16 protein-coding genes and 1 tRNA gene are annotated in these 20,079 nt (G+C 66.5%); 12 read left to right on the top strand and 5 right to left on the bottom strand.

Annotated features, from left to right (window positions below):
• Window positions 1–2 precede the first annotated feature (2 nt).
• The 4 genes from J3454_RS07610 to J3454_RS07595 all read left to right on the top strand — a co-directional run bounded on the left by J3454_RS07610 (window position 3) and on the right by J3454_RS07595 (window position 8,140).
• Window positions 3–914: a tetratricopeptide repeat protein gene (locus J3454_RS07610; protein WP_349513173.1), complete on the top strand. Its 912-nt coding sequence runs from the start codon at window positions 3–5 to the stop codon at window positions 912–914.
• Window positions 914–1,909, top strand: a complete 996-nt coding sequence (locus J3454_RS07605) for an LLM class flavin-dependent oxidoreductase (RefSeq protein WP_349513172.1) — start codon at window positions 914–916, stop codon at window positions 1,907–1,909. Before J3454_RS07610 ends, J3454_RS07605 begins: the two co-directional genes overlap by 1 nt.
• A gap of 129 nt (window positions 1,910–2,038) precedes the next feature.
• Window positions 2,039–6,796, top strand: a complete 4,758-nt coding sequence (locus J3454_RS07600; protein WP_349513171.1) for an NAD-glutamate dehydrogenase — start codon at window positions 2,039–2,041, stop codon at window positions 6,794–6,796.
• Between the two features lie 84 nt (window positions 6,797–6,880).
• A complete protein-coding gene (locus J3454_RS07595; RefSeq protein WP_349513170.1) occupies window positions 6,881–8,140 on the top strand; it encodes an NAD(P)/FAD-dependent oxidoreductase in 1,260 nt (419 codons plus the stop codon).
• On the opposite strand, the gene queG is transcribed toward J3454_RS07595, so the two are convergent.
• A complete protein-coding gene (queG, locus tag J3454_RS07590) occupies window positions 8,124–9,209 on the bottom strand; it encodes a tRNA epoxyqueuosine(34) reductase QueG (protein ID WP_349513169.1) in 1,086 nt (361 codons plus the stop codon). The genes J3454_RS07595 and queG overlap by 17 nt on opposite strands.
• A gap of 46 nt (window positions 9,210–9,255) precedes the next feature.
• Between queG and J3454_RS07585 the strand changes: the two genes are divergently transcribed.
• From J3454_RS07585 to msrB, 4 genes are all read left to right on the top strand, one after another.
• Entirely contained in the window at window positions 9,256–10,269 is a 1,014-nt protein-coding gene (locus J3454_RS07585) for an ABC transporter ATP-binding protein (RefSeq protein ID WP_349513168.1), read from the top strand.
• Complete coding sequence (locus J3454_RS07580; protein ID WP_349513167.1) at window positions 10,266–11,546, top strand: ABC transporter permease; 1,281 nt, start codon at window positions 10,266–10,268, stop codon at window positions 11,544–11,546. The genes J3454_RS07585 and J3454_RS07580 overlap by 4 nt, the downstream gene beginning before the upstream one ends.
• Window positions 11,547–11,646: 100 nt before the next feature.
• Entirely contained in the window at window positions 11,647–12,987 is a 1,341-nt protein-coding gene (locus J3454_RS07575; protein WP_349513166.1) for a cytochrome P450, read from the top strand.
• A gap of 72 nt (window positions 12,988–13,059) precedes the next feature.
• Window positions 13,060–13,575 (top strand): peptide-methionine (R)-S-oxide reductase MsrB, encoded by a 516-nt coding sequence (gene msrB, locus J3454_RS07570; RefSeq protein WP_349513165.1) that lies wholly within the window; start codon window positions 13,060–13,062, stop codon window positions 13,573–13,575.
• Between the two features lie 10 nt (window positions 13,576–13,585).
• On the opposite strand, the gene J3454_RS07565 is transcribed toward msrB, so the two are convergent.
• The 3 genes from J3454_RS07565 to J3454_RS07555 form a co-directional block, all read right to left on the bottom strand.
• The gene (locus J3454_RS07565) at window positions 13,586–14,227 is read right to left on the bottom strand and encodes a PilZ domain-containing protein (protein ID WP_349513164.1); all 642 of its coding nucleotides are present in this window, start codon (window positions 14,225–14,227) and stop codon (window positions 13,586–13,588) included.
• A gap of 266 nt (window positions 14,228–14,493) precedes the next feature.
• Window positions 14,494–14,580, bottom strand: a tRNA-Leu gene (locus tag J3454_RS07560).
• A gap of 131 nt (window positions 14,581–14,711) precedes the next feature.
• The gene (locus tag J3454_RS07555; RefSeq protein ID WP_349513163.1) at window positions 14,712–15,671 is read right to left on the bottom strand and encodes a zinc-ribbon domain-containing protein; all 960 of its coding nucleotides are present in this window, start codon (window positions 15,669–15,671) and stop codon (window positions 14,712–14,714) included.
• A 139-nt stretch (window positions 15,672–15,810) separates the two neighbouring features.
• Here J3454_RS07555 and ftsE point away from each other — a divergent pair, with 139 nt between their 5' ends.
• Genes ftsE through J3454_RS07535 form a run of 4 tightly spaced genes read left to right on the top strand, consistent with a single transcriptional unit; the run spans window position 15,811 to window position 18,710 of the window.
• On the top strand, window positions 15,811–16,548 hold the full coding sequence (ftsE, locus tag J3454_RS07550) for a cell division ATP-binding protein FtsE (RefSeq protein WP_349513162.1): 738 nt from the start codon (window positions 15,811–15,813) through the stop codon (window positions 16,546–16,548).
• Window positions 16,545–17,477, top strand: coding sequence for a cell division protein FtsX (locus J3454_RS07545; protein WP_349513161.1), 933 nt, complete (start codon window positions 16,545–16,547; stop codon window positions 17,475–17,477). The genes ftsE and J3454_RS07545 overlap by 4 nt, the downstream gene beginning before the upstream one ends.
• 7 nt (window positions 17,478–17,484) lie before the next feature.
• Window positions 17,485–18,021 (top strand): YdcF family protein, encoded by a 537-nt coding sequence (locus J3454_RS07540; RefSeq protein WP_349513160.1) that lies wholly within the window; start codon window positions 17,485–17,487, stop codon window positions 18,019–18,021.
• Between the two features lie 2 nt (window positions 18,022–18,023).
• Window positions 18,024–18,710 (top strand): lysophospholipid acyltransferase family protein, encoded by a 687-nt coding sequence (locus J3454_RS07535; protein WP_502878587.1) that lies wholly within the window; start codon window positions 18,024–18,026, stop codon window positions 18,708–18,710.
• A 230-nt stretch (window positions 18,711–18,940) separates the two neighbouring features.
• On the opposite strand, the gene J3454_RS07530 is transcribed toward J3454_RS07535, so the two are convergent.
• Window positions 18,941–19,741, bottom strand: coding sequence for an alpha/beta fold hydrolase (locus J3454_RS07530; protein WP_349513158.1), 801 nt, complete (start codon window positions 19,739–19,741; stop codon window positions 18,941–18,943).
• Window positions 19,742–20,079 lie beyond the last annotated feature (338 nt).

Here is a 20,079-nt window from a genome sequence, read left to right as displayed (position 1 = left end):
ATATGTCCCTGCTTCTCGCCATGCTGCTACAGGTCGGCCCCGATCCTACGGGCGGGGGGATGCAGGGCGATGATCTGGTGCGCGACCGTCCGCCGCGTCCCGCTGCCGAGGAACCCGCCGAACCCGAAATGCTCAACCCCACCAGCGCGTGGCTGGTATCCTGTCTCGACCAGTTGGCGAGCGACCCGGCCCGCGCGCACACCACCGCGCAGATCCGCCGCAGCGAGACCACCGGGCCTGACCGCGTGCTGGCCAATCACTGCCTCGGCACGGCGGCGACCGAGCTGGGCCTGTGGGACGATGCCCGCGCCGCCTTTATCTCCGCGCGCGCCGAGACGCCCGCAGATGAAGCGCGCACCCGCGCCCGGTTCGCGTTGATGGCCGGCAATGCGGCCTTGGCGAGCGGGGATGCGGAAGGCGCGCTCGATCTGCTGGGGCAGGCGGCGGATGATGCGCGCGCTGCGCAATCCGCGCCGATGCAGGCGCTGGCCGCGATCGACCGCGCGCGTGTGCTGGTGACGCTGGGCCGCGGTGACGAGGCGCTGGCGGCGCTCGATACCGCGACCACGCTGGCACCCGACCGCAGCGAAGGCTGGCTGCTCAAGGCGACGTTGCTGCGGCGGCTTGAACGGCTGGCGGAGGCGCAAGCCGCGATCGAACAGGCGGCAGGGCTCGCGCCGACCAATCCTGAAATCGGACTGGAGGCGGGGGTCATCGCGGTGCTGGCGGGGCGCGAGGACGCCGCGCGGCAAAGCTGGCAATCGGTGATCGACCTTGCACCCGAAAGCCCGGTCGCTGCGACGGCGCGGGATTATCTCGCTCAGCTCTCCCCGCTGGAAACGGCGCCGGAATCTGTACCTGCGCCTGCGCCTGCGCCGGAACCCGAAACTCAATCCCAACCGGAGCCGCGCTGATGACCGATTTTGCCGTGCTCGATCTGGTGCCCGTACGCGAGGGCGGGACACTGGCCGAGGCGTTCGCCGCCGCCACCGATCTCGCCCGCGCCGCCGAAGCTGCGGGAGCCAAGCGGTTCTGGGTGGCGGAACATCACGCGATGGACGGGATCGCGGGCGGGGCGACATCGGTCGTGCTGGCCCACATCGGCAATGCCACCAGCCGCATCCGCATCGGTTCGGGCGGGATCATGCTGCCCAATCACACCCCGTTCCAGATCGCCGAACAATTTGGCACGCTGGACGCGCTGTTTCCCGGCCGGATCGATCTGGGGCTGGGCCGCGCTCCCGGCGCCGGGCCGGAATTGCAGCGCGCGCTGCGCAAGAATCTCAACCAGGCCGCCGAATACTTCCCGCAGGACGTGGTCGAACTGCGCGCCTTGCTGACCGGCGACATCGACCTGCCGATCCACGCCACGCCGGGGCTGGGCGCGCAGGTGGAATTGTGGATGCTGGGGTCGAGCCTGTTCGGCGCGCAATTGGCCGCCAAGCTGGGCCTGCCCTACGCCTTCGCCGCGCACTTCGCGCCCGATCACCTCGACGCGGCGCTGGCGGTTTACCGCCGCGATTTCCAGCCGTCCGCTGCGCTGGATAAACCGAATGTGATGGTGGCGATGAACGTGTTCGCGGCCGATACCGAGGCCGATGCCCGCCTGCTTGCATCGAGCCAGCAGCAAAGCTTCGTGCGGCTGCGCACCGGCAATCCCGGCAAGCTGCCGCCGCCGGTGGCGGATTACAGCGATACCCTGCCTGCTCCAGCGCAGGCGATGCTCGCCCATCTGGGACAAGCGGCGGCAGTCGGCACGCCCGCGCAGGTGCGCCAATCCATCGCCGAGTTCGTCCAGCGCACCGGCGCCGACGAGATCATGCTGTGCGGCGCAACCTATGACCCGGCGGCGCGCATTCGCTCGCTCGAACTTACGCTGGACGCCTGCGAAAACGCGCTGGCCGGATAATATCGGGTTATCATCGCGCTTGCGCGGGGTGGGGGGAAAGGCGTATCGCGCCGAACACGATAACAACAACCCGACATAATATTATTGCTCGATATCAATGCCGGAAAAGCAGGATGGCGGGAGCCGCTGATGGGACCGAAGACCGCTGGCAAAACGCCGGAACACAAGTTGCAGACTGCGCTTCAGGCGCATCTCCAAGCTTCGCTGCTGCCGGGCGATGGCCCGTTCGAAAAGGCGGCCTTGAGCGAGGCGGCGGATTATCTGCTTGCCGCCGCACACACCCGCCCGACCAGCGCGCCGATGGTGCAGATCGCATCGGCCAGCGGCGAACGACGCCGCCTGCGCATCGCGGTAATCAATGACGATATGCCGTTTCTGGTCGATTCGGTCGCGTCCACCATCGCCGCGCAGGGGCTGGCGATCGACCGGCTGCTGCACCCGGTGGTGGCGGTCACGCGCGACGCGGACGGCGCGATTGCCGCGATCGGCAAGCCCGGCGGGACGGTGACTGGCGGCACCGCCGCACCCGGATCGAACGAATCGCTGATCTATGTCGAAACCCCGCGGGTCGACGCCCGCCAGCGCCGCGAATTGCGCGAAGCCCTGCAGGCGACCCTGGCCGATGTGCATGCCGCCGTCGCCGATTGGCCGCTGATGCAGGCCGCCATGACCACGGACGCTGCGCTTGCCGCCGCGCACGATCAGGAGGCGGCCGCGCTGCTCGGCTGGCTCAATGGCGGGATGCTGACCCAGCTCGGCCATCTCACCCGCCACCGCGACGGACGCGAGGAGGCGGTGCTCGGTATCTGCCGCGGTTCTGCGCGCGAATTGCTGGCCGAAGCCTCGATTGCGCGGGCGTTCGAATGGTTCGACGGCGAAGATGCCGCCGGCAACCCGCGCACACTGCTGGTGATCAAGTCCAACGTGCAGTCCCGCGTTCACCGTGTCAGCCCGCTCGACCTGTTCATCGTGCCGCTGCGCGACGATCGGGGGAAGGTCACCGCGCTTTCGATCCATGCCGGATTGTGGACCAGTGCCGCGTTGAGCGCCCGCCCCAGCGAAGTCCCGGTGCTGCGCCAGACGCTGGCCGAACTGACCGGCAAGCTCGGCTTCGACCGCGCGGGACATAATGGCAAGGCGCTGGTGCATGCCTTCACCAGCCTGCCCAACGACCTGCTGATCGCCTTCGGGCGGACGCGGGTGACGGAACTCGCCACCACCAAGATGGCGCTGATCGACCGTCCGCGCCCGCGTGTGGTGATGGTGCAATCGACGCTGGAGCGGCACGTCTTCGCCTTCGTCTGGCTGCCGCGTGATCAGCTTTCCACCGATGTCCGGATGCAGATTCAGGCGATGCTGCTGGACGCGCCGGGTGCGGGGTTGCTCGACTGGAGCCTCGAAGTCGAAGGCAGCACGCTGGCGCTGCTGCGGTTTCTAATCGATGTGCGCGGCTGCGACAGTCTGGCCGATCCGGCGAAAATCGAAGCGCAGTTGGTCGATCTGCTGCGCGGCTGGAACGAGGCGGTCGCGACCCATCTGGCCCATGGCGAAGACACAGGCCGCGCCGCCGCCATCGCCGCTCGCTATGCCCCCGCCTTCCCGACCGCCTATCGTCTAGCCTACGGTGCGGCCGAGGCCGCGCGTGACATCGGGCGGCTGCGCACACTGGCGCTGACCGAGAGCGAGGATCCCGCCGCCGCCGCCCGGCCTGACCGCGCGACACGGCTCTACCGTCTCGGCAGCGATGCCGCCGATAGTCTGCGGCTCAAGATCTATTGCGGGCGCGGCGGGTTGGCCTTGTCCGATGCCGTTCCGGCGCTGGAGAATTTCGGCTTTCGGGTCGACGCCGAACTGCCGACCTTGTTGACCGATCCTGCATTGGGGTCGATCCACGATTTCATCCTGACCGTCCCTGCCGGGATGGATGCGGCCGCGCTGCTCGACCGGGCGGGGCTGATTGAGCAGGCCATGGCCGACGTGCTCAACGCCGCAGCCGAGGACGATCCGTTCAACCGGCTGGTCGCTGCCACCGGGCTCGCCCCGCGCAGCGCAAACTGGCTGCGCGCAATCTATCGCTATCTGCGCCAGACCGGGGTCAGCTACACCATCTACACCGTGGTCGATGCACTGGTGGCGGCCCCGCAGGCGACGCGCGCGATGATCGATCTGTTCGCCGCGCGCCACGATCCGGCCTTCATCGGCGACCGCGAGGAAGCAATCGCCGCTGCGCAGGGCGCCTATGCCCGCGGCCTGTCCAAAGTCACCGCGATCAATGATGACCGGCTGCTGCGGCGCTATCGTGCGGTGATCGACGCGATCCTGCGGACCAACGCCTTTGCACCCGCTGCCGCCGAAGCGCTGGCCTTCAAGATCGACAGCCATTGTGTGCCCGGCCTGCCCAAGCCACTGCCGTGGCGCGAAATCTTCGTCTATTCGCGCCGGGTCGAGGGTATCCACCTGCGCTCGGGCGCGGTGGCGCGCGGCGGGCTTCGCTGGTCCGACCGGCGCGACGATTTCCGCACCGAAGTGCTCGGCCTGATGAAGGCCCAGCGGGTCAAGAACGCGGTGATCGTGCCGACGGGCGCGAAGGGCGGGTTCTATCCCAAGCAGCTGCCCTCGCCCGCATTGGACCGCGAAGGCTGGGCCGCCGAAGGGCGCGCCAGTTACGAGGTGTTCATCCGCACCTTGCTGTCGATCACCGACAATATCGTCGATGGCCGAGTGGTGCATCCGACCTGCGTGCAGGTGCGCGACGGGGAAGACCCCTATTTCGTGGTCGCCGCCGACAAGGGCACTGCGACCTTCTCCGACATCGCCAACGGGATCGCGCAAAGCCGCGACTTCTGGCTCGACGATGCCTTCGCGAGCGGCGGATCGAACGGATATGACCACAAGGCAATGGGCATCACCGCGCGCGGCGCGTGGGTCAGCGTCCAGCGCCATTTCCGCGAGATGGGGATCGATGTGCAGTCGGACTCCGTCACGGTGGCAGGCTGCGGCGATATGTCGGGCGATGTGTTCGGCAACGGGATGCTGCTGTCCAAGACGCTGAAGCTGGTCGCGGCGTTCGACCACCGCCACATCTTCATCGACCCTGCGCCCGACCCGATGACCAGCTGGAAGGAACGCAAGCGTCTGTTCGAGCTGCCCCGGTCGAGCTGGGAGGATTACGACGCTAGCCTGATTTCCAAGGGCGGTGGGGTGTTCTCGCGCGCGTCCAAACGCATCAAGCTGCCCAAGCAGGCGCGTGAACTGCTGGGCATCGCGGAAAAGGAGATCGAGCCCGATGCGCTGATTTCCGCGATTCTGCGCGCCCCTGTCGACCTGATGTGGTTCGGCGGGATCGGCACCTATGTGAAGGCGCCGCAGGAAAACCATATACAGGTCGGCGATCCGGCCAATGATGCCCTGCGTGTCGACGCGGACGAGGTGCGCGCGCGGGTGATCGGCGAGGGCGCCAATCTGGGCGTGACGCAGGCGGGGCGCATCGCGTTCTCGCTCAAAGGGGGCGATGGTTCGGGCGGCCGGATCAACACCGACTTCATCGACAATTCCGCCGGGGTCGATTGTTCCGACAACGAGGTCAATATCAAGATCGCGCTGGCCGCTGCCATGCGCGATGGCAAGCTGACCGAGAAGAAGCGCAACACGCTGCTGGCCGCGATGACCGACGAGGTCGCCGCCATCGTGCTGGAGGACAACCGCCTGCAAGCGCTGGCGCTGTCGATCGCCGAAGCGGGCGGAGCGGGGGCGACGCCGGCCTATGTCCGGCTGATCGAGCGGCTGGAGGAAATCAGCGATTTCGACCGCCGCACCGAAGGGCTGGCCGATGGCGAGGCCTTGCTGCGCCGCGCGGCTGACGGGCAGGGGCTGACCCGGCCCGAACTGGCGGTGCTGCTATCCTCGGCCAAGCTGGCCTTGCAGGACGCGATCGAGGCGAGCGGGCTGGTCGATGATGCAGTGCTCGAACCGGTGCTGCTGGCGCGCTTCCCTTCGGCGATGCGCAAGAACTACGCTGCGCAGATACGGGGCCACCGGTTGCGGCGCGAGATGATCGCAACCAGCCTGTCCAACCGCATCGTCAACCGGCTGGGCATGGTGCATCCGTTCGAACTGGCCGAGGAAGAAGGCGTGGGCCTTGCCGATGTCGCTGCGGCGTTCGTCGTGACCGAGCGATTGTTCGGGCTCGACCCGCTGTGGCGCGAACTGGACGCAGCGCAAATCCCCGAAGCCGCACGGCTTGCGCTGTTTGACCGGCTGGCCGCTGCGGTGGGCAATCTCATGTCCGACGTGCTGCGGACGGCAGCGGGCAAGGTGGCCGCCGGGACGATGGTGGCCGAACTGGGATCGGGCGTGGCCGTGCTCGCCGATGCCCGCGAGGAACTGCTCGCCGCCGAGCCGCGCGCGCGGTCACGCGAACTGCGTGCCAGCTTCGTTGCTGCAGGATCGCCCGATGCGCTGGCGGCGCGGGTCGCCAACCTGTTCGATTTCGACGGGGCGGTGGGGCTGTCGAAGCTGGCGCTGGAGACCGGGATTGATGCCAAGCTGCTGACCCATGCCTTTGCCGGGATCGGCGGGCGGCTGGGGCTGGACTGGGCGCAGGGCATCGCTGCGCACATGTCGCCTTCCGACGTGTGGGACAGGTTGCTGGTGTCGGGCCTCGCCCGCGATTTCCAGCAGATGCGGCTGGAATTCCTGCGGCGGCTGATGCGGCGCAAGACCGGCAAGGACGACCCGCCGGCTGCGGTCGAGGAGTGGGCGGTGCGCAATAGTCAGGCCGTGGCGCAGTTCCGGTCAATGATCGCCCGGGCGCAGTCGCGCCCCCCCGTCAGACCGGCAATGCTCGCCCAGATCGCCAGTCAGGCGCGGAATTTGCTCGAACGGTAATGGCTGACGATGTCGGCAGGTTGACCCGGCGTGCGTTTGCGGCAAGTCAATGGCCGCAAAACGCAGAACGGACATAACGAGGCCATGGCAACATCATCTTCCCCCCAATCGCCGCTGCACGCCGACGTGGTGATCGTCGGCACCGGCCACGGCGGCGCGCAGGCGGCGATCGCCTTGCGTCAGCAGGGGCACGAAGGTTCGATCCTGATGATCGGGCGCGACGCTGCACCGCCCTACGAACGACCGCCGCTGTCGAAGGAATATCTCGCCGGTGACAAGGGGTTCGATCGGATCATGATCCGGCCGGAGAGGTTCTGGGCTGACAAGGGCATCGATCTCAAGCTGGGGGCGGCGGTGTCGAAGATCGATGCGGCTGCGCACCGGCTGTCCCTGACTGACGGCAGCAGCGTCACCTATCGCAAGCTGATCTGGTCGGGCGGCGGCGATCCGCGCCGGTTGCCGGTGCCGGGCGCGGTGCTCCCGGGTGTGTTCTATGTCCGCGACAAGGCTGATGCCGATGCGATGATGGCCGCGCTGGCAAGCGGGGCAAAGCGCGCCGTGGTGATCGGCGGCGGCTATATCGGGCTGGAAGCGGCAGCGGTGCTGCGCAAGCTCGGCTGCGAGGTTACGCTGGTCGAAATGCTGCCACGCCTGCTCGCACGGGTCGCGGGTGAGGAAATGTCGGATTTCTTCGCCTCCGAACACCGCAGGCAAGGTGTCGACGTGCGGCTTGAAACCGGCGTGCGCGCTGTGCTGGGCGAGGATGCGGGCCATGTCACCGGCGTCGCATTGGAAAGCGGCGAGGAGATCGCCTGCGACATGGTGGTGGCAGGCATCGGCATCGTTCCTGCGGTTGCGCCGCTGATTGCCGCCGGGGCCGCCGGGTCCAACGGCGTGGACGTGGATTTCGTCTGCCGCACCACACTGGATGATATCTATGCCATCGGCGACTGCGCCGCGCACGTGAACCCTTACGCCGATAACGCGGTGATCCGGCTCGAATCGGTGCAGAACGCGCACGACATGGCGGGCACCGTGGCGAAGGCGATCATGGGCGAGAAAGAGCCTTACAACGCGCTGCCGTGGTTCTGGTCGAACCAGTATGACCTCAAATTGCAAACCGCGGGCCTCAGCCTCGGCTTCGACGCAACCGTGCTGCGCGGCGATCCCGAAACCCGCAAGTTCACCGTGGTGTATCTGAGGGACGGCAAGCCGATCGCCTTCGACTGCGTGAACACCATGAAGGATTATGTGCAGGCGCGTAAAATGCTCGAAGGCGGGGCGAGCCGGATCGATCCGGCGCTGCTGGCCGATCCCGAAGTGCCGATCAAGGACATGAGGTAAGCCGCGCCAGCGCCCACCGTGCGGCGTCGGCCACCACCGGATCGGGATCGTCCGTCAGCGCCGCGACCTGCGGGATCAGCCCCGCATCGCCACTATTGCCCGCCGCATAAAGGCAGTTGCGCACTAACCGGTCGCGCCCGATCCGCTTGATCGGCGATCCGGAAAACAGCGCCCGGAACCCGGCATCGTCCAGCGCCAGCAACTCCGCCAGACGCGGCGCGACCAGTTCTGCGCGGGGGAGGAAGTCAGCGATAGCCTGCGCTTCTGATGCGAACTTGTTCCACGGACACACCGCCAGGCAATCGTCGCAGCCATAGATGCGATTGCCCAGCGCCTCGCGGAATTCCTCGGCGACCGGTCCCTTGTGTTCGATGGTGAGATAGGAAATGCAGCGCCGCGCATCCAAGCGGTAGGGCGCGGGGAAAGCATCGGTCGGGCAGGCATCGAGACACGCGCGGCAAGACCCGCATTGGTCGCGGTGAGGTTCGGCCGGGGCGAGGTCGAGCCCGAGCTCCAGAGTCGTGTAGATCGCGCCGAGAAACAGCCAGCTTCCATGGTCGGGGCTGACGAGGTTGGTGTGCTTGCCCTGCCAGCCGATCCCCGCCGCCTCGCCCAGCGGTTTTTCCATCACCGGCGCAGTGTCGACGAAAACCTTCACTTCCGTCCCCGGCACTTCGGCCACCAGCCAGCGGGCGAGCGCCTTCAGCCGCTTTTTCACGACGTCGTGATAATCCTTGCCTTGCGCATAGACCGATATGCGTGCGCGGTCCGGCGCCGCCTCCAGCGCCAGCGGATCGTGCGCCGGGGCGTAGCTCATGCCCAGCGCGATCACGCTGCGCGCTTCGGGCCACAGGTCTTGGGGCGAGCGGCGTTGATCGGCCCGCGCTGCCATCCATTCCATGCTGCCGTGGTGGCCCTCGCCCAGCCAGGTCTCCAGCCGCGCAGCGCGCACAGGGTCTTCGGCTGCGCTGGCGAACCCGCAGGCGGCAAAGCCCAGCGCACGCGCCTGCTCGGCAATCCGCGCGTTGAGATCTGCGGGCAGGTCAGACCTTGCCGGGGCGTTAACCATGTTTGGAGAGGCTCCCGTTTAATCCTGCGCACTAACCGCGTAAGCCATGGACATGGCGGTAAGCGATCACTCATTATCGGGCAATCACGCGGATGGCTTCAGCGCCGTTCCCGCAGATACCCGCCCGCTCGCAATCGAAGCCCGCGGACTGGTCAAGAGTTTTGACGGAACGCGCGCGGTCGACGGGGTGGATATATCGATACCCGAGGGCGCGATCTACGGCATACTCGGTCCCAACGGCGCGGGCAAGACGACGACGCTGCGGATGCTGCTGGGGATCATCGATCCCGACGAGGGCGTGCGCCGGGTGTTCGGGCATGACCGTCCGCATGATATCGGCCGCTTGATCGGCTATCTGCCCGAAGAACGCGGGCTGTATCCTTCGATGAAGGCGGTGGAGGCGATTGCCTTCATGGGCGCTTTGCGCGGATTGACGCTGAAGGAAGGGCGCGTGCGGGCGGTCGAACTGCTGGAACGACACGGGCTGGGCCATGCCGCGAACCGCCAGATCCGTCAGCTTTCCAAAGGCATGGCGCAGACCGTCCAGCTGCTCGGCACGCTGGTGCACCGGCCGCAGCTGGTGGTGCTCGACGAGCCGTTTTCCGGGCTCGACGCGATCAATCAGGGCAAGCTGGAAGTGATGATCCGCGCGCTCGCCGACGAAGGCGTGACGGTGATCTTCTCCACCCACGTGATCCACCATGCCGAACGCCTGTGCGAAGGCGTGGCGATCATCGCCGGGGGCAAGGTGCCTTATGCCGGAAGTGTCGAGGCCGCGCGGGACCGGATTCCGGCGCAGGTGCGGCTGGAAACGCGGGCGCGCGAAGGGGCGTGGCTTGCCGCGCTGCCTGCCGACACCCGCCGCAACGGCGATTTCCTGCAGTTTCCGCTGCCCGAAAGCGGCGTCGAACCGCTGCTGCGGCAATTGATCGAAGGCGAGGCAGGCATCCTGTCGCTCTCGATCGAGCGGGCCGGGCTGCACGATGCCTTCGTCGCCATCGCAGGTGAGGCTGCCGCCCGCCAGCTTGAAGCCGATGCAGCAGAGGGTGCCCGCGCATGAACCCCGCCGACACGATCCGCCCGCGCCTCTCCTCGCTCGAAGCCGCATGGGTGATCGCCCGCCGCGATTTCCTCGCCGTGTTGCTGAGCCGCGCTTTCCTGTTCTTCCTGATCGGGCCGCTGTTCCCGGTGCTCGTCGGCGGGCTCGCCGGAGCGATCGGCGGTGAGGTGCAGCGCGATGCGGTGAATGTCGAGATCGGCCTTGCCATGGATGCGCAGGATAACGCCGCGATGCTGGCCTCGGCCGCGCGGCTTGCCCCGCAATTGGGCGGCGCGCTGCCGAATTTGCGCCCAGTGCCCGAGGCGGCGACCGAGCCCGCGTTCGATGCGCGTGCTTTCCTCGAATCGCGGCGCGGCAATTACGCCGCGATCGTCAGCGGCACCCCGGCCCGCCCCGAACTGGTCGGCACCGAAGGCCAATTGGCCCGCTGGCAAGGCCCGGTCGGGCTGATCGCCGAACAGGCGCTGAAGACCGAACCGAGCGTGTTTCCGCAGGTCGTCAGCGAAGTCGTTACCACCAGCGCCGCCGCCGAACGCTCCAGCCGGATCCAGACCGCGCAAATCGCGCAGATGGTGCTGTTCCTGCTGACGATGCTGCTGGCCGGGATGGTGCTGTCCAACCTGGTCGAGGAAAAGGCCAACAAGATCATCGAAATTCTTGCCGCCGCGATCCCGATGGATGCGGTGTTCATGGGCAAGCTGTTCGCGATGCTCGGTGTGTCCTTCGTCGGCATCGCGGTGTGGGGGCTGGCGGGCTTCGGGTTGTGGAGCATCGGCAGCGATGCGCTCACCGGCAGCACCGGCTTCGACATCACCCGCCTGCCTGCGCCGGCTGTCGGCTGGCCGCTGTTCCTGGTGCTGGGCGTCATCTATTTCGCGATGGCCTATCTGCTGCTTGGTGCGCTGTTCCTGACGATCGGGGCGATGGCCAACACGGTGCGCGAAGTGCAGACGCTGTCGATGCCGGTCACCATGATGCAGTTGATGGTGTTCTTCCTTGCCGCCTACACGATCAAGCAGCCGGGTTCGGGGCTGGAACTGGCGGCGGTGATCTTCCCGCTGTCGTCGCCCTTCGCCATGCTGGCGCGCGCGGCGATGGAGGAAAGCCTGTGGGTGCACGCCGCCGCGCTGGCATGGCAGGCGCTGGCGGTGCTGGCGCTGGTCAAGGGCGGTTCGCGCCTGTTCCGCAAGCGGGTAATGAAATCGGGCAATGCCGGGCGCGCGCCGCGCGGACGCCGGTGGTGGACGCGAGGGCCGTTGCGCGAACCAGCGGAATAGGTTCCAATTCGCAACCCACTATTGACATAGCTGTCAGCCAAGGCAGGATGCGACTCGGACGATGCGGCCCGCCAAGGAGGTCGCCGGACGGGAGAGAGACATGGCCACCATCGCCGCCCCGCAGCGCCCACAGGTGCGCCGCGAACCGACCGCTTACGATGCGCTGAAGGCCCATTTCGCGGCCCACCCGGAAGAACGCGTCACGCATACCCATCCTTGGGACGTCAGTCGCTCTGACATCTATTTCGAGGACACCTGGCAGCCGGTCTTTGCCGAAATGCGCGCCGCCGGGCCGCTGCACTGGATCCCCGAAAGCCCGTTCGGACCCTATTGGGCAGTGGTGGGCCACAAGGCGATCCAGCATATCGAGGCGCTGCCCGAGGTCTTCTCGTCGAGCTGGGAATATGGCGGCATCACGATCCTCAACCGGCTGACCGAGGAAGAGGCCGAAGCCGCCGGGGTCGACACCCGCGAACTGCCGATGTTCATCGCGATGGACCGCCCGCAACACACCGGCCAGCGCCGCACTGTCGCGCCCAAGTTCACGCCCAGCGCGGTGGTCGACATGGAGGCCGAAATCCGCACCCGCACCGGCGAAGTGCTCGACCGCCTGCCGCGCGGCCAGACCTTCGACTGGGTGGAGAATGTCTCGATCGAACTGACCACCGGAATGCTGGCGATCCTGTTCGGATTTCCGTGGGAAGACCGCCGCCTGTTGACCCTGTGGTCCGATTGGGCGGGCGATACCGAACTCGCCACCGTGCGTTCGCTTGATGAAACCCGCTGGGGCTTCCTCCAGGAAATGGGGGCCTATTTCCAGTCGCTGTGGGTCGAGCGCACAATGGACAAGGAGCCGGGCAATGATCTCATCTCGATGATGCTCCACTCGCCCGCGATGAACCAGATGCGGCCGGAAGAATTCATGGGCAATCTGGTGCTGCTGATCGTCGGCGGGAACGACACCACCCGCAACACCATGAGCGGCATCATCCACGCCATGGACAAGTTCCCCGATCAGCGAAAACTGTTCGAGGAACAGCCTGACCTCATCCCCAACGCGGTGCAGGAATGCCTGCGGATGCAGACCCCGCTCGCACATATGCGCCGCACCTGCACCGAGGATACCGAGGTGTTCGGCCAGACCATCAAAAAAGGCGACAAGGTGGTGCTGTGGTATCTCAGCGCCAACCGCGACGAGGACGTGTTCGACAATGCCGACAAGCTCGACATCACACGCGACAACGCGCGGCGGCATCTCGCCTTCGGTTACGGCATTCACCGCTGTGTCGGTGCGCGGCTCGCCGAATTGCAGCTGAAGGTGCTGCTGGAGGAAATGCACAAGCGCCGGATGCGGGTGCATGTCGCGGGCGATGTCGAACGGGTGCGGGCCAATTTCGTCCATGGCTTCCGCAAACTCGAGGTCGAGATCACCGAGTTCTGAGCCGGGCAATCACGCGGACGTGAAACTTCCGGGCCGTTTCGGACGTATTCAGGGGAGCCAGTCTATACCCTGATGATGGAACAACGCCCGATGCTCACCCGCCCGTTTCACCGCCGCACCATTCTTGCCGCCGCCGGGATCGGCGTGGCCATGCCGCTGGTCGCGTCCTGCGGCGCGTCCGAAGCCCAGGCGAAATCCTACCCTGTCAGCAAGACCGAGGCCGAATGGCGCAAGGTTCTGACCAGGGACCAGTTCTACGTGCTCCGGCAGGCCGGAACCGAGCGCGCCTACACTTCGCCGCTGGACAAGGAAAAGCGCAGGGGCACCTTCGTGTGCGCGGGCTGCGGCAACCGGGTCTATGCCTCGGCGCACAAATACGACAGCGGCACCGGCTGGCCCAGCTTCTGGCAAGCAATCGACAAAGGCGCCGTGGGCACCAGCACCGATTACAAGATCGGCTATCCCCGCACCGAAGTGCATTGTGCGGATTGCGGCGGGCATCTGGGCCATATCTTCGGGGACGGGCCGAAGCCCACCGGCAAGCGGCACTGCATCAACGGGGCGGCGCTGAAATTCGTGCCGGCGTGATTAGCGGCTTTCAGCCTTCCAGCAGCGCCGGCGCCTGAAGCCGCGCTGCCAACCGCGCGAATTCGCCCAGCGCGAACGTATCGTCGAACACCACGCCGTAATTCTGCTCGCGCCGCCAGCGCACCTTGGCGCGCACTTCGCGCATCGCGCCCGACGCATCGGGCGCCTCTATCCGCACGGTCTGGTCGATTGCCAGTAGCGCAGGGCATTCGAACCGCGCGCCTTGCTGGGACAGGTTCTCCACCACCGCTTCGCAAGTCTGCGTCAGCGTGCTGATCTTGACCGGAAAGCACAGGCCCAGCCGCAAACCGCGCTTGGGGTATTCGGCTGATTCGTGGATCAGTTTGGCGACATCGACGCTGTCGGCAAAGGCAAAGCCCGCCTCGTTGTCGCGGTTCCATACCCGGTTGATCAGGTACGCGCCGCCAGCGGGCATGTGCAGTTCGAATTGCTTGCAGCTGGGCAGTCCATGGAACAGCCGCACGCTGACGCCGGTTTCGGATACGTCGCGGATCACGCAGACGAATTCGCCCTGGGCCGACACCAGTTTAGCGGCCCGGATCAGCAGCGTGAACCGCGGCGCGGCGCGCAATTCCGGCCCCGCCTGTTCCGGCGGGTCATGGAGCTGTGCAGTTGTCGCAGCCTTGTCCATATCCGTTTCGCACCCGCTGCGCTGAAGGCGGCAAACCACCTGCCTTGATGATTGGATGGAATCCATAAAGTGCATCGGGTTAAGCACGTGATAATGCCGTGCACCGCCTTCTACCGGAGGGGGAAGGGCAGACTTTGCCTCCGACGACGCCCTGCGCGCCATCTGCGCACGGCCAAGGCAGGCGCGGGCCGGGTATCGATCCCGCAGTGCCGGATCAGGCCCGGCAAATCTCGGGAGCAATCCTTGCCTTGCAGGAACCCGATATGTGGTGCGGTCGAGAAGACTCGAACTTCCACGGGCTTTCGCCCACAACGACCTCAACGTTGCGCGTCTACCAGTTCCGCCACGACCGCACTCGGGTTTGTCGGGGCAGCGAATGGCTGGCCCCGCGGTAGGAGCGGGCCACTAGCAAGGGCCTCTGCCCCGCGCAAGCTCTTTGAGGAGCGATGCCGGGCTGGCGGTGAAAAAGCCGCCCGCCCGCGTTTCAGCGCGGCGCCCAGCCGAGATCGGCGACGGCAGCGCCCGGGGGAATATTGGCAATTGCCTCGGTGACATTCACGCTTTCGCCCGGCGCGAGTTCGCGCTTTGCGGGCACCACCACCCAGTCGCCGACCTTGCGCTCGCGCGTGTCGCTGAACACCACCAGCAGATTGGGAACCGCCAGCGTATCGCGCGCCACATTGCTGATGGTGCCGCGCACGCGGAAGATCTTCTCACCGTTTTCCAGCGTCTCGCTACGCTGATTTTCCTTGGGGAAATCGAGTTCGAGTCCGGGCTCGCCGATCCCGAAAGTCGGGCGATCGAACGGCGCCCATTCGGGTAGGCCGTAATAATTGACGGCAACCGCAGTGCCGCCCGCAAGCAGGGCGAAGATCACCGCCGCAATGGTCCATATCCGCAGCGTGTTGCGCCGCCGCGTGAAGGGGGCGCGGTAATCGAATTGCGATACCGCGTCGTCATCCTCCCCAGCATCTTCCTCGAACGGGGGTTCCGGTTCGTCGAAACGCGGATTGGCGGCCTCTGCCGGGGGCGGCCCGGAGAAGGGCGCAGGCGCAGGCGCGGGCTGCTGATCGTCCTGCCCGCGCTGGGCGAGGCCCCGGCGCAGCGCCCGCGCGGCCATGGTCGATTCTGGTTCGGTTGGGGGCGCCGCATCGGGACGATCGCTTGTGCGCCAACGGTTGATCGAAGGGCCGGTGTCTTCCGAACTCGGTACAGCGGCGGGGGAATCCACCGCTACGGTCGCTTCGGGCCCGGGCTGTGCATCACGTTCCGGCGCGGACGGTGCGACCGGCGTGGTCAGCTCCAGTTCGGGCGAATCCTGAAACCAGCTGTGCTTGCATTTGGCGCAGCGCACGGTTCGGCCTTCGCTGCCGATGGCAGCATCTGGCACCGCGTAGCGGGTATTGCAGGCGGGGCAGGCGATAATCATTGCAGTATTCGGCATAGTCTTCGGACTAGCGCGCACAAGAGCAAGCAAGCTGAACTGCGTCGATTCGGTGCTTTTTTCCACATTGCGGGGCCACTATAGGTCATAAGACCATGTCCGACTTCCCCCCGTCCGGCACCCCTGTTAGGTGCGAGCGATGAACGATCGCAGCACCGAAATCGTGAAATTCGACAATGTCGGGCTGCGTTACGGCACCGATCCCGAGGTGCTGAGCAATCTCAGCTTCACGTTTTTCCCCGGCAGCTTCTACTTTCTGACCGGAGCGAGCGGGGCGGGCAAGACCAGCCTGCTCAAACTGCTCTACCTCGCCCAGCGGCCTTCACGCGGGGCGATCCGGATGTTCGGCCAGGATCTGATGACCATGCCGCGCGAACGCCTGCCCGATCTGCGGCAGCGGCTGGGCGTGGTGTTCCAGAACTTCCGGCTGGTCCCGCACCTGACCGCCTTCGACAATGTCGCGCTGCCGCTGCGGCTGGCCGGAGCGCCCGAGGCGCGGGTGGTGAAGGCGGTTTCCGACATGCTGGAATGGGTGGGCCTCGCGCATCGCGGGCAGGCGATCCCGGCCACGCTTTCCGGCGGCGAGCAGCAGCGCGTCGCCATTGCCCGCGCCGTGATCGCTCGGCCGCGCATGCTGATCGCGGACGAACCGACCGGCAACGTCGATCCCGACATGGCGCTGAAACTGCTGCGCCTGTTCGAGGCGCTGAACAACCGCGTGGGGACGACCGTGGTGGTGGCGACCCATGATGTCCACCTGCTCAAGAAAGTGCCGGATTCGCTGATCATGCGGCTGAACAAGGGCGAATTGTCCGACCCCACCGGGGCGCTGCGTTATCCGCCGCGCCCGGCTGCCGGGCCGGAGCGCGCATTGTGAGTGTGCCGCCGCTGCCAGATGCGCCCGATGATGCGCCCGCGGCGATGTCCCCCCCGCCGCGCGCCGCACGGCTGTTGCCGCAGGCGCGCATGGGCGGGCTAATCCCGTGGGTGATCGCAATCCTGATCGCGCTGGTGGTGATCGCTGCCGCAGGCGGCCTTGCGCTGCGCAATCTTGCCGAGACCGCCCGCGCCGATCTCGCTTTGGCGGTGACCGTTCAGGTGATCGAGCCGAACCCCGATCTGCGCGACCAGCGCGGACAGGCTGCCGTGGCGGTGCTGCAGGGCATGGACCTGGTCCGGTCGGTCAGGCTGGTGCCGCAAAGCGAGCTTGCCGCGCTGCTCGAACCGTGGCTCGGCACGGCGGCGACCAGCGGCGATGTGCCGATCCCGGCGCTGATCGATGTCGAACTGGTGCGGCGTGCCTCGCCCGCAGAGATCGCGGCGATCGAAACCGCGCTGGCGGGCGCCGTGCCCGATGCACGGGTCGATGCGCAGGGCGATTGGCTGCGTCCGGTCTACCGCGCGCTGGCTGCGCTGCAATGGCTGGCGCTGGGCCTGATCGCGCTGATCGCGCTGGCGACTGCGGCGGCGGTGTGGCTGGCATCGCGCAATTCGCTGGCCCAGCACCGCGAAACGGTGGAGATCATCCACCTGCTGGGCGGCACCGACCGGCAGATCACCCGCACATTTCTGGCGACAGTGCTGCGCGAGGCGGCCTTCGGGGCAATTCTTGGCACCGCGTTCGGGCTGGGGGCGGTATGGCTGCTCGGCCAGCAATTCGCAGCGCTCGATGCCGGGATGACGCGAGGCGGCGGGCTGGGTGTGCGCGATTGGCTGGTGATTGCGGCTGTGCCGCTGGGCGGTGTGCTGCTGGCACTGGCGACCGCACGCATGACCATTGCACTTGCCCTTCGCAACATGCTTTAGGGCCGCGATGATCCGCCGTATCCTTTCCGTGCTGTTCCTGATCTGGGTGATCGGCTTCCTGTGGTTCGTGGTCGCGCTGCCGCGTCCGGCGGCGACCGACGCCGCAGTGACCGATGCGGTGATCGTGCCCACTGGCGGGGCGGGCCGGATCGCGCGCGGGCTGGAGGTGCTCGATACGGGGCTCGCGGGCAAGATGCTGGTCAGCGGGGTCGATCTCGAAGTGAAGTCCGGCGAATTTGCAGCGCAATTCGGGGTCGAACCCGAACAGATGGAATGCTGCGTCACGCTCGGGTTTGCGGCGGTCGATACCCGCTCCAACGCGGCCGAGACCGCCAAGTGGGTGGCGCAGAACGAGGTGCGATCCTTGCGCCTGGTCACGACCGACTGGCACATGCGCCGCGCTGCGGGCGAGCTTGACCGGACGCTGCCCGATCATGTCACGGTGATCCGCGATGCCGTGCCATCGCAGCCGCCGTTCGGCACGCTGTTCCTCGAATATCACAAGCTGCTCGCCAGCCGGGCGGCGGGACTGGCCGACCTTTGAGCCTGCTCCTCGCCGCGCTGCGCAGCCTTGTGTTCTACGTGCTGTTCTATGGCGGCAGCGCGCTGCTGGTGGTCGCATCGGTGGTGGCGGTCGTCGCGCGCAAGGCGTGGCTGCGCGGGGTCGTGGCGCGCTGGGGGCAGTGGCACCTGTGGTGCGTGCGCCATCTGCTCGGCATCGAGGTGGTGATGGACGGCGCGGTCCCCGACATGCCGGTGCTGATCGCGATGAAGCATGAAAGCTTCTTCGAGGCGATCGATACCCCGCGGCTGTTCGCTTTCCCGTCGGTATTCGCCAAGCAGGAGCTGTTCGGCATCCCCGGCTGGGGCCGTTCGGCGCGCATCTATGGCCTGATCCCGGTGGCGCGGGGGGACGGGGCCAAGACCCTGCGGCAGATGCTGGCCTTGGCCAAGCAGCGCGTGGCCGAGGGCCGCCCGCTGATCATCTTTCCCGAAGGCACCCGCGTTGAGCACGGCGCGCAGCCGGGGCTGCAGGCGGGTTTCGCAGGGCTGTACAAGCTGCTGCGCCTGCCGGTGGTGCCGATCGCGGTGGATAGCGGGCGGGCCTATCATCATGTGGTGAAGCGGCCGGGCCGGATCACCTACAAGGTCGGCGAGACGATCCCCGCAGGCCTGCCCCGCGAGGAGATCGAGGCGCGGGTGCACGCAGCGATCAACACGCTGAACGCCTAGCCGTCATTCCTGAGGGGCAGACCCGGCGGCGGCCACGAACAGCGCACACCTGTGCGGCAGTTTGCGGGAGGTCAGGTTGATGGCCTCTATGCCGGGAAGCTGGTGGAAGGCGGCCTTCTACACACCTGAACCGGCCAAGCCTTCATTCATCTGCTCGTCTGCGCCTGCTGATCGGTAACGAGACGGATTTGGTGGAGCCATGGCGGGTCGCCGGAAGGAGATTTGTTGCGTCAGCGAGTGCCGACCGCCTTTATCCCCTGCCGAATGACATTCAAAGCATGCTCCGGCTCGTCCCAGATCAAGTAATGGCCGCTATCATCGAACCAATGAAAGCTCGCGCCCGGGAACGCTGCTTTCGCGCGCTGCGCCTGCACGGGAAAGCAGAGGCGATCATGTCGCCCCCAGGCAATCGTGACCTGCGGCGTCGCGGGTGCAGCGGGCCCTTCCTGCATCGAAGCCGCAGCGAGATCCCTGACGAGGGCCGGAACGTGTGATGGGGAGGCAAAGCTGAGCAACTCCGCTTCCACTTCGTCCCCATCCAGTGTCCAGGGCCGCGCCGACAATTGCGCCAGAACCGCCGAGCGGGTGACGGCATTGTGGGCAAGTCGCGGTACGAAACCTCTAAGCAGCCGCAACGCGGAGACAGATGAAAGGAGTGTCCACTTGAGATAAGTGCGTTCCCACCCGGCCCAAAATCCCCCGGGGCTGAGAGCCACAACTGAACCCGCACGACCGCGGCGAGCCAGCTCAAGCACGAGCCGGCCTCCAAGCGAGAAGCCAACCATATCCACGCCATTCAAACCTTGTGCTTCAAGAAAGGCTTCAAGGCTCGTGACCAGACCGGAAAACGTTGCGTCCTCTTGCCGTGCTGGCGATTGGCCGTGGCCCGGAAGGTCGACGGCAATGATAGTGCGGTCGCTTGCCAGCGGCGGCAGAAAGGGCAGCCACACGCGGCTGCTGCTACCAATGCCGTGCACCAGCAGAAGCGGCTTGCCTTGGCCTTCAGAGCGAAAGTGCACGTCGTTCTCCACGGAAGCTGCTGTGGCGGCGGTCCCTGGGTTTTAACGACGCTTGCTACCTATCTGTTCCAAATCCCTTGCGAATGATCAACCCGGCGCAGTTCCGCGCTCGATCCCGAATGGCGGTTATGGGTCCGGTTGCTGAATGTCGGCTGCTGGCGAGAAACCCAATGAAGCTGCCCGGCAGCTTTCGGGTCCGCCCACCGGCTCCGCTCATGGCCGTAAGTGGGTGGATTCCAGAAGGTCGGCTATGGCGCGACCGTAGCTCAGCCTGCAACTGAAGAGGCGAGCTGGATCATCGATAGCTTCTCATCGACTACGTCGGCGTAGCCAAGTTCCTCCCTGATCTT

Origin of the sequence: Erythrobacter sp. NFXS35 (assembly GCF_040148725.1) — a bacterium.
Taxonomy (GTDB): domain Bacteria; phylum Pseudomonadota; class Alphaproteobacteria; order Sphingomonadales; family Sphingomonadaceae; genus Erythrobacter.
This window is presented reverse-complemented; position numbering and strand designations above follow the sequence as displayed.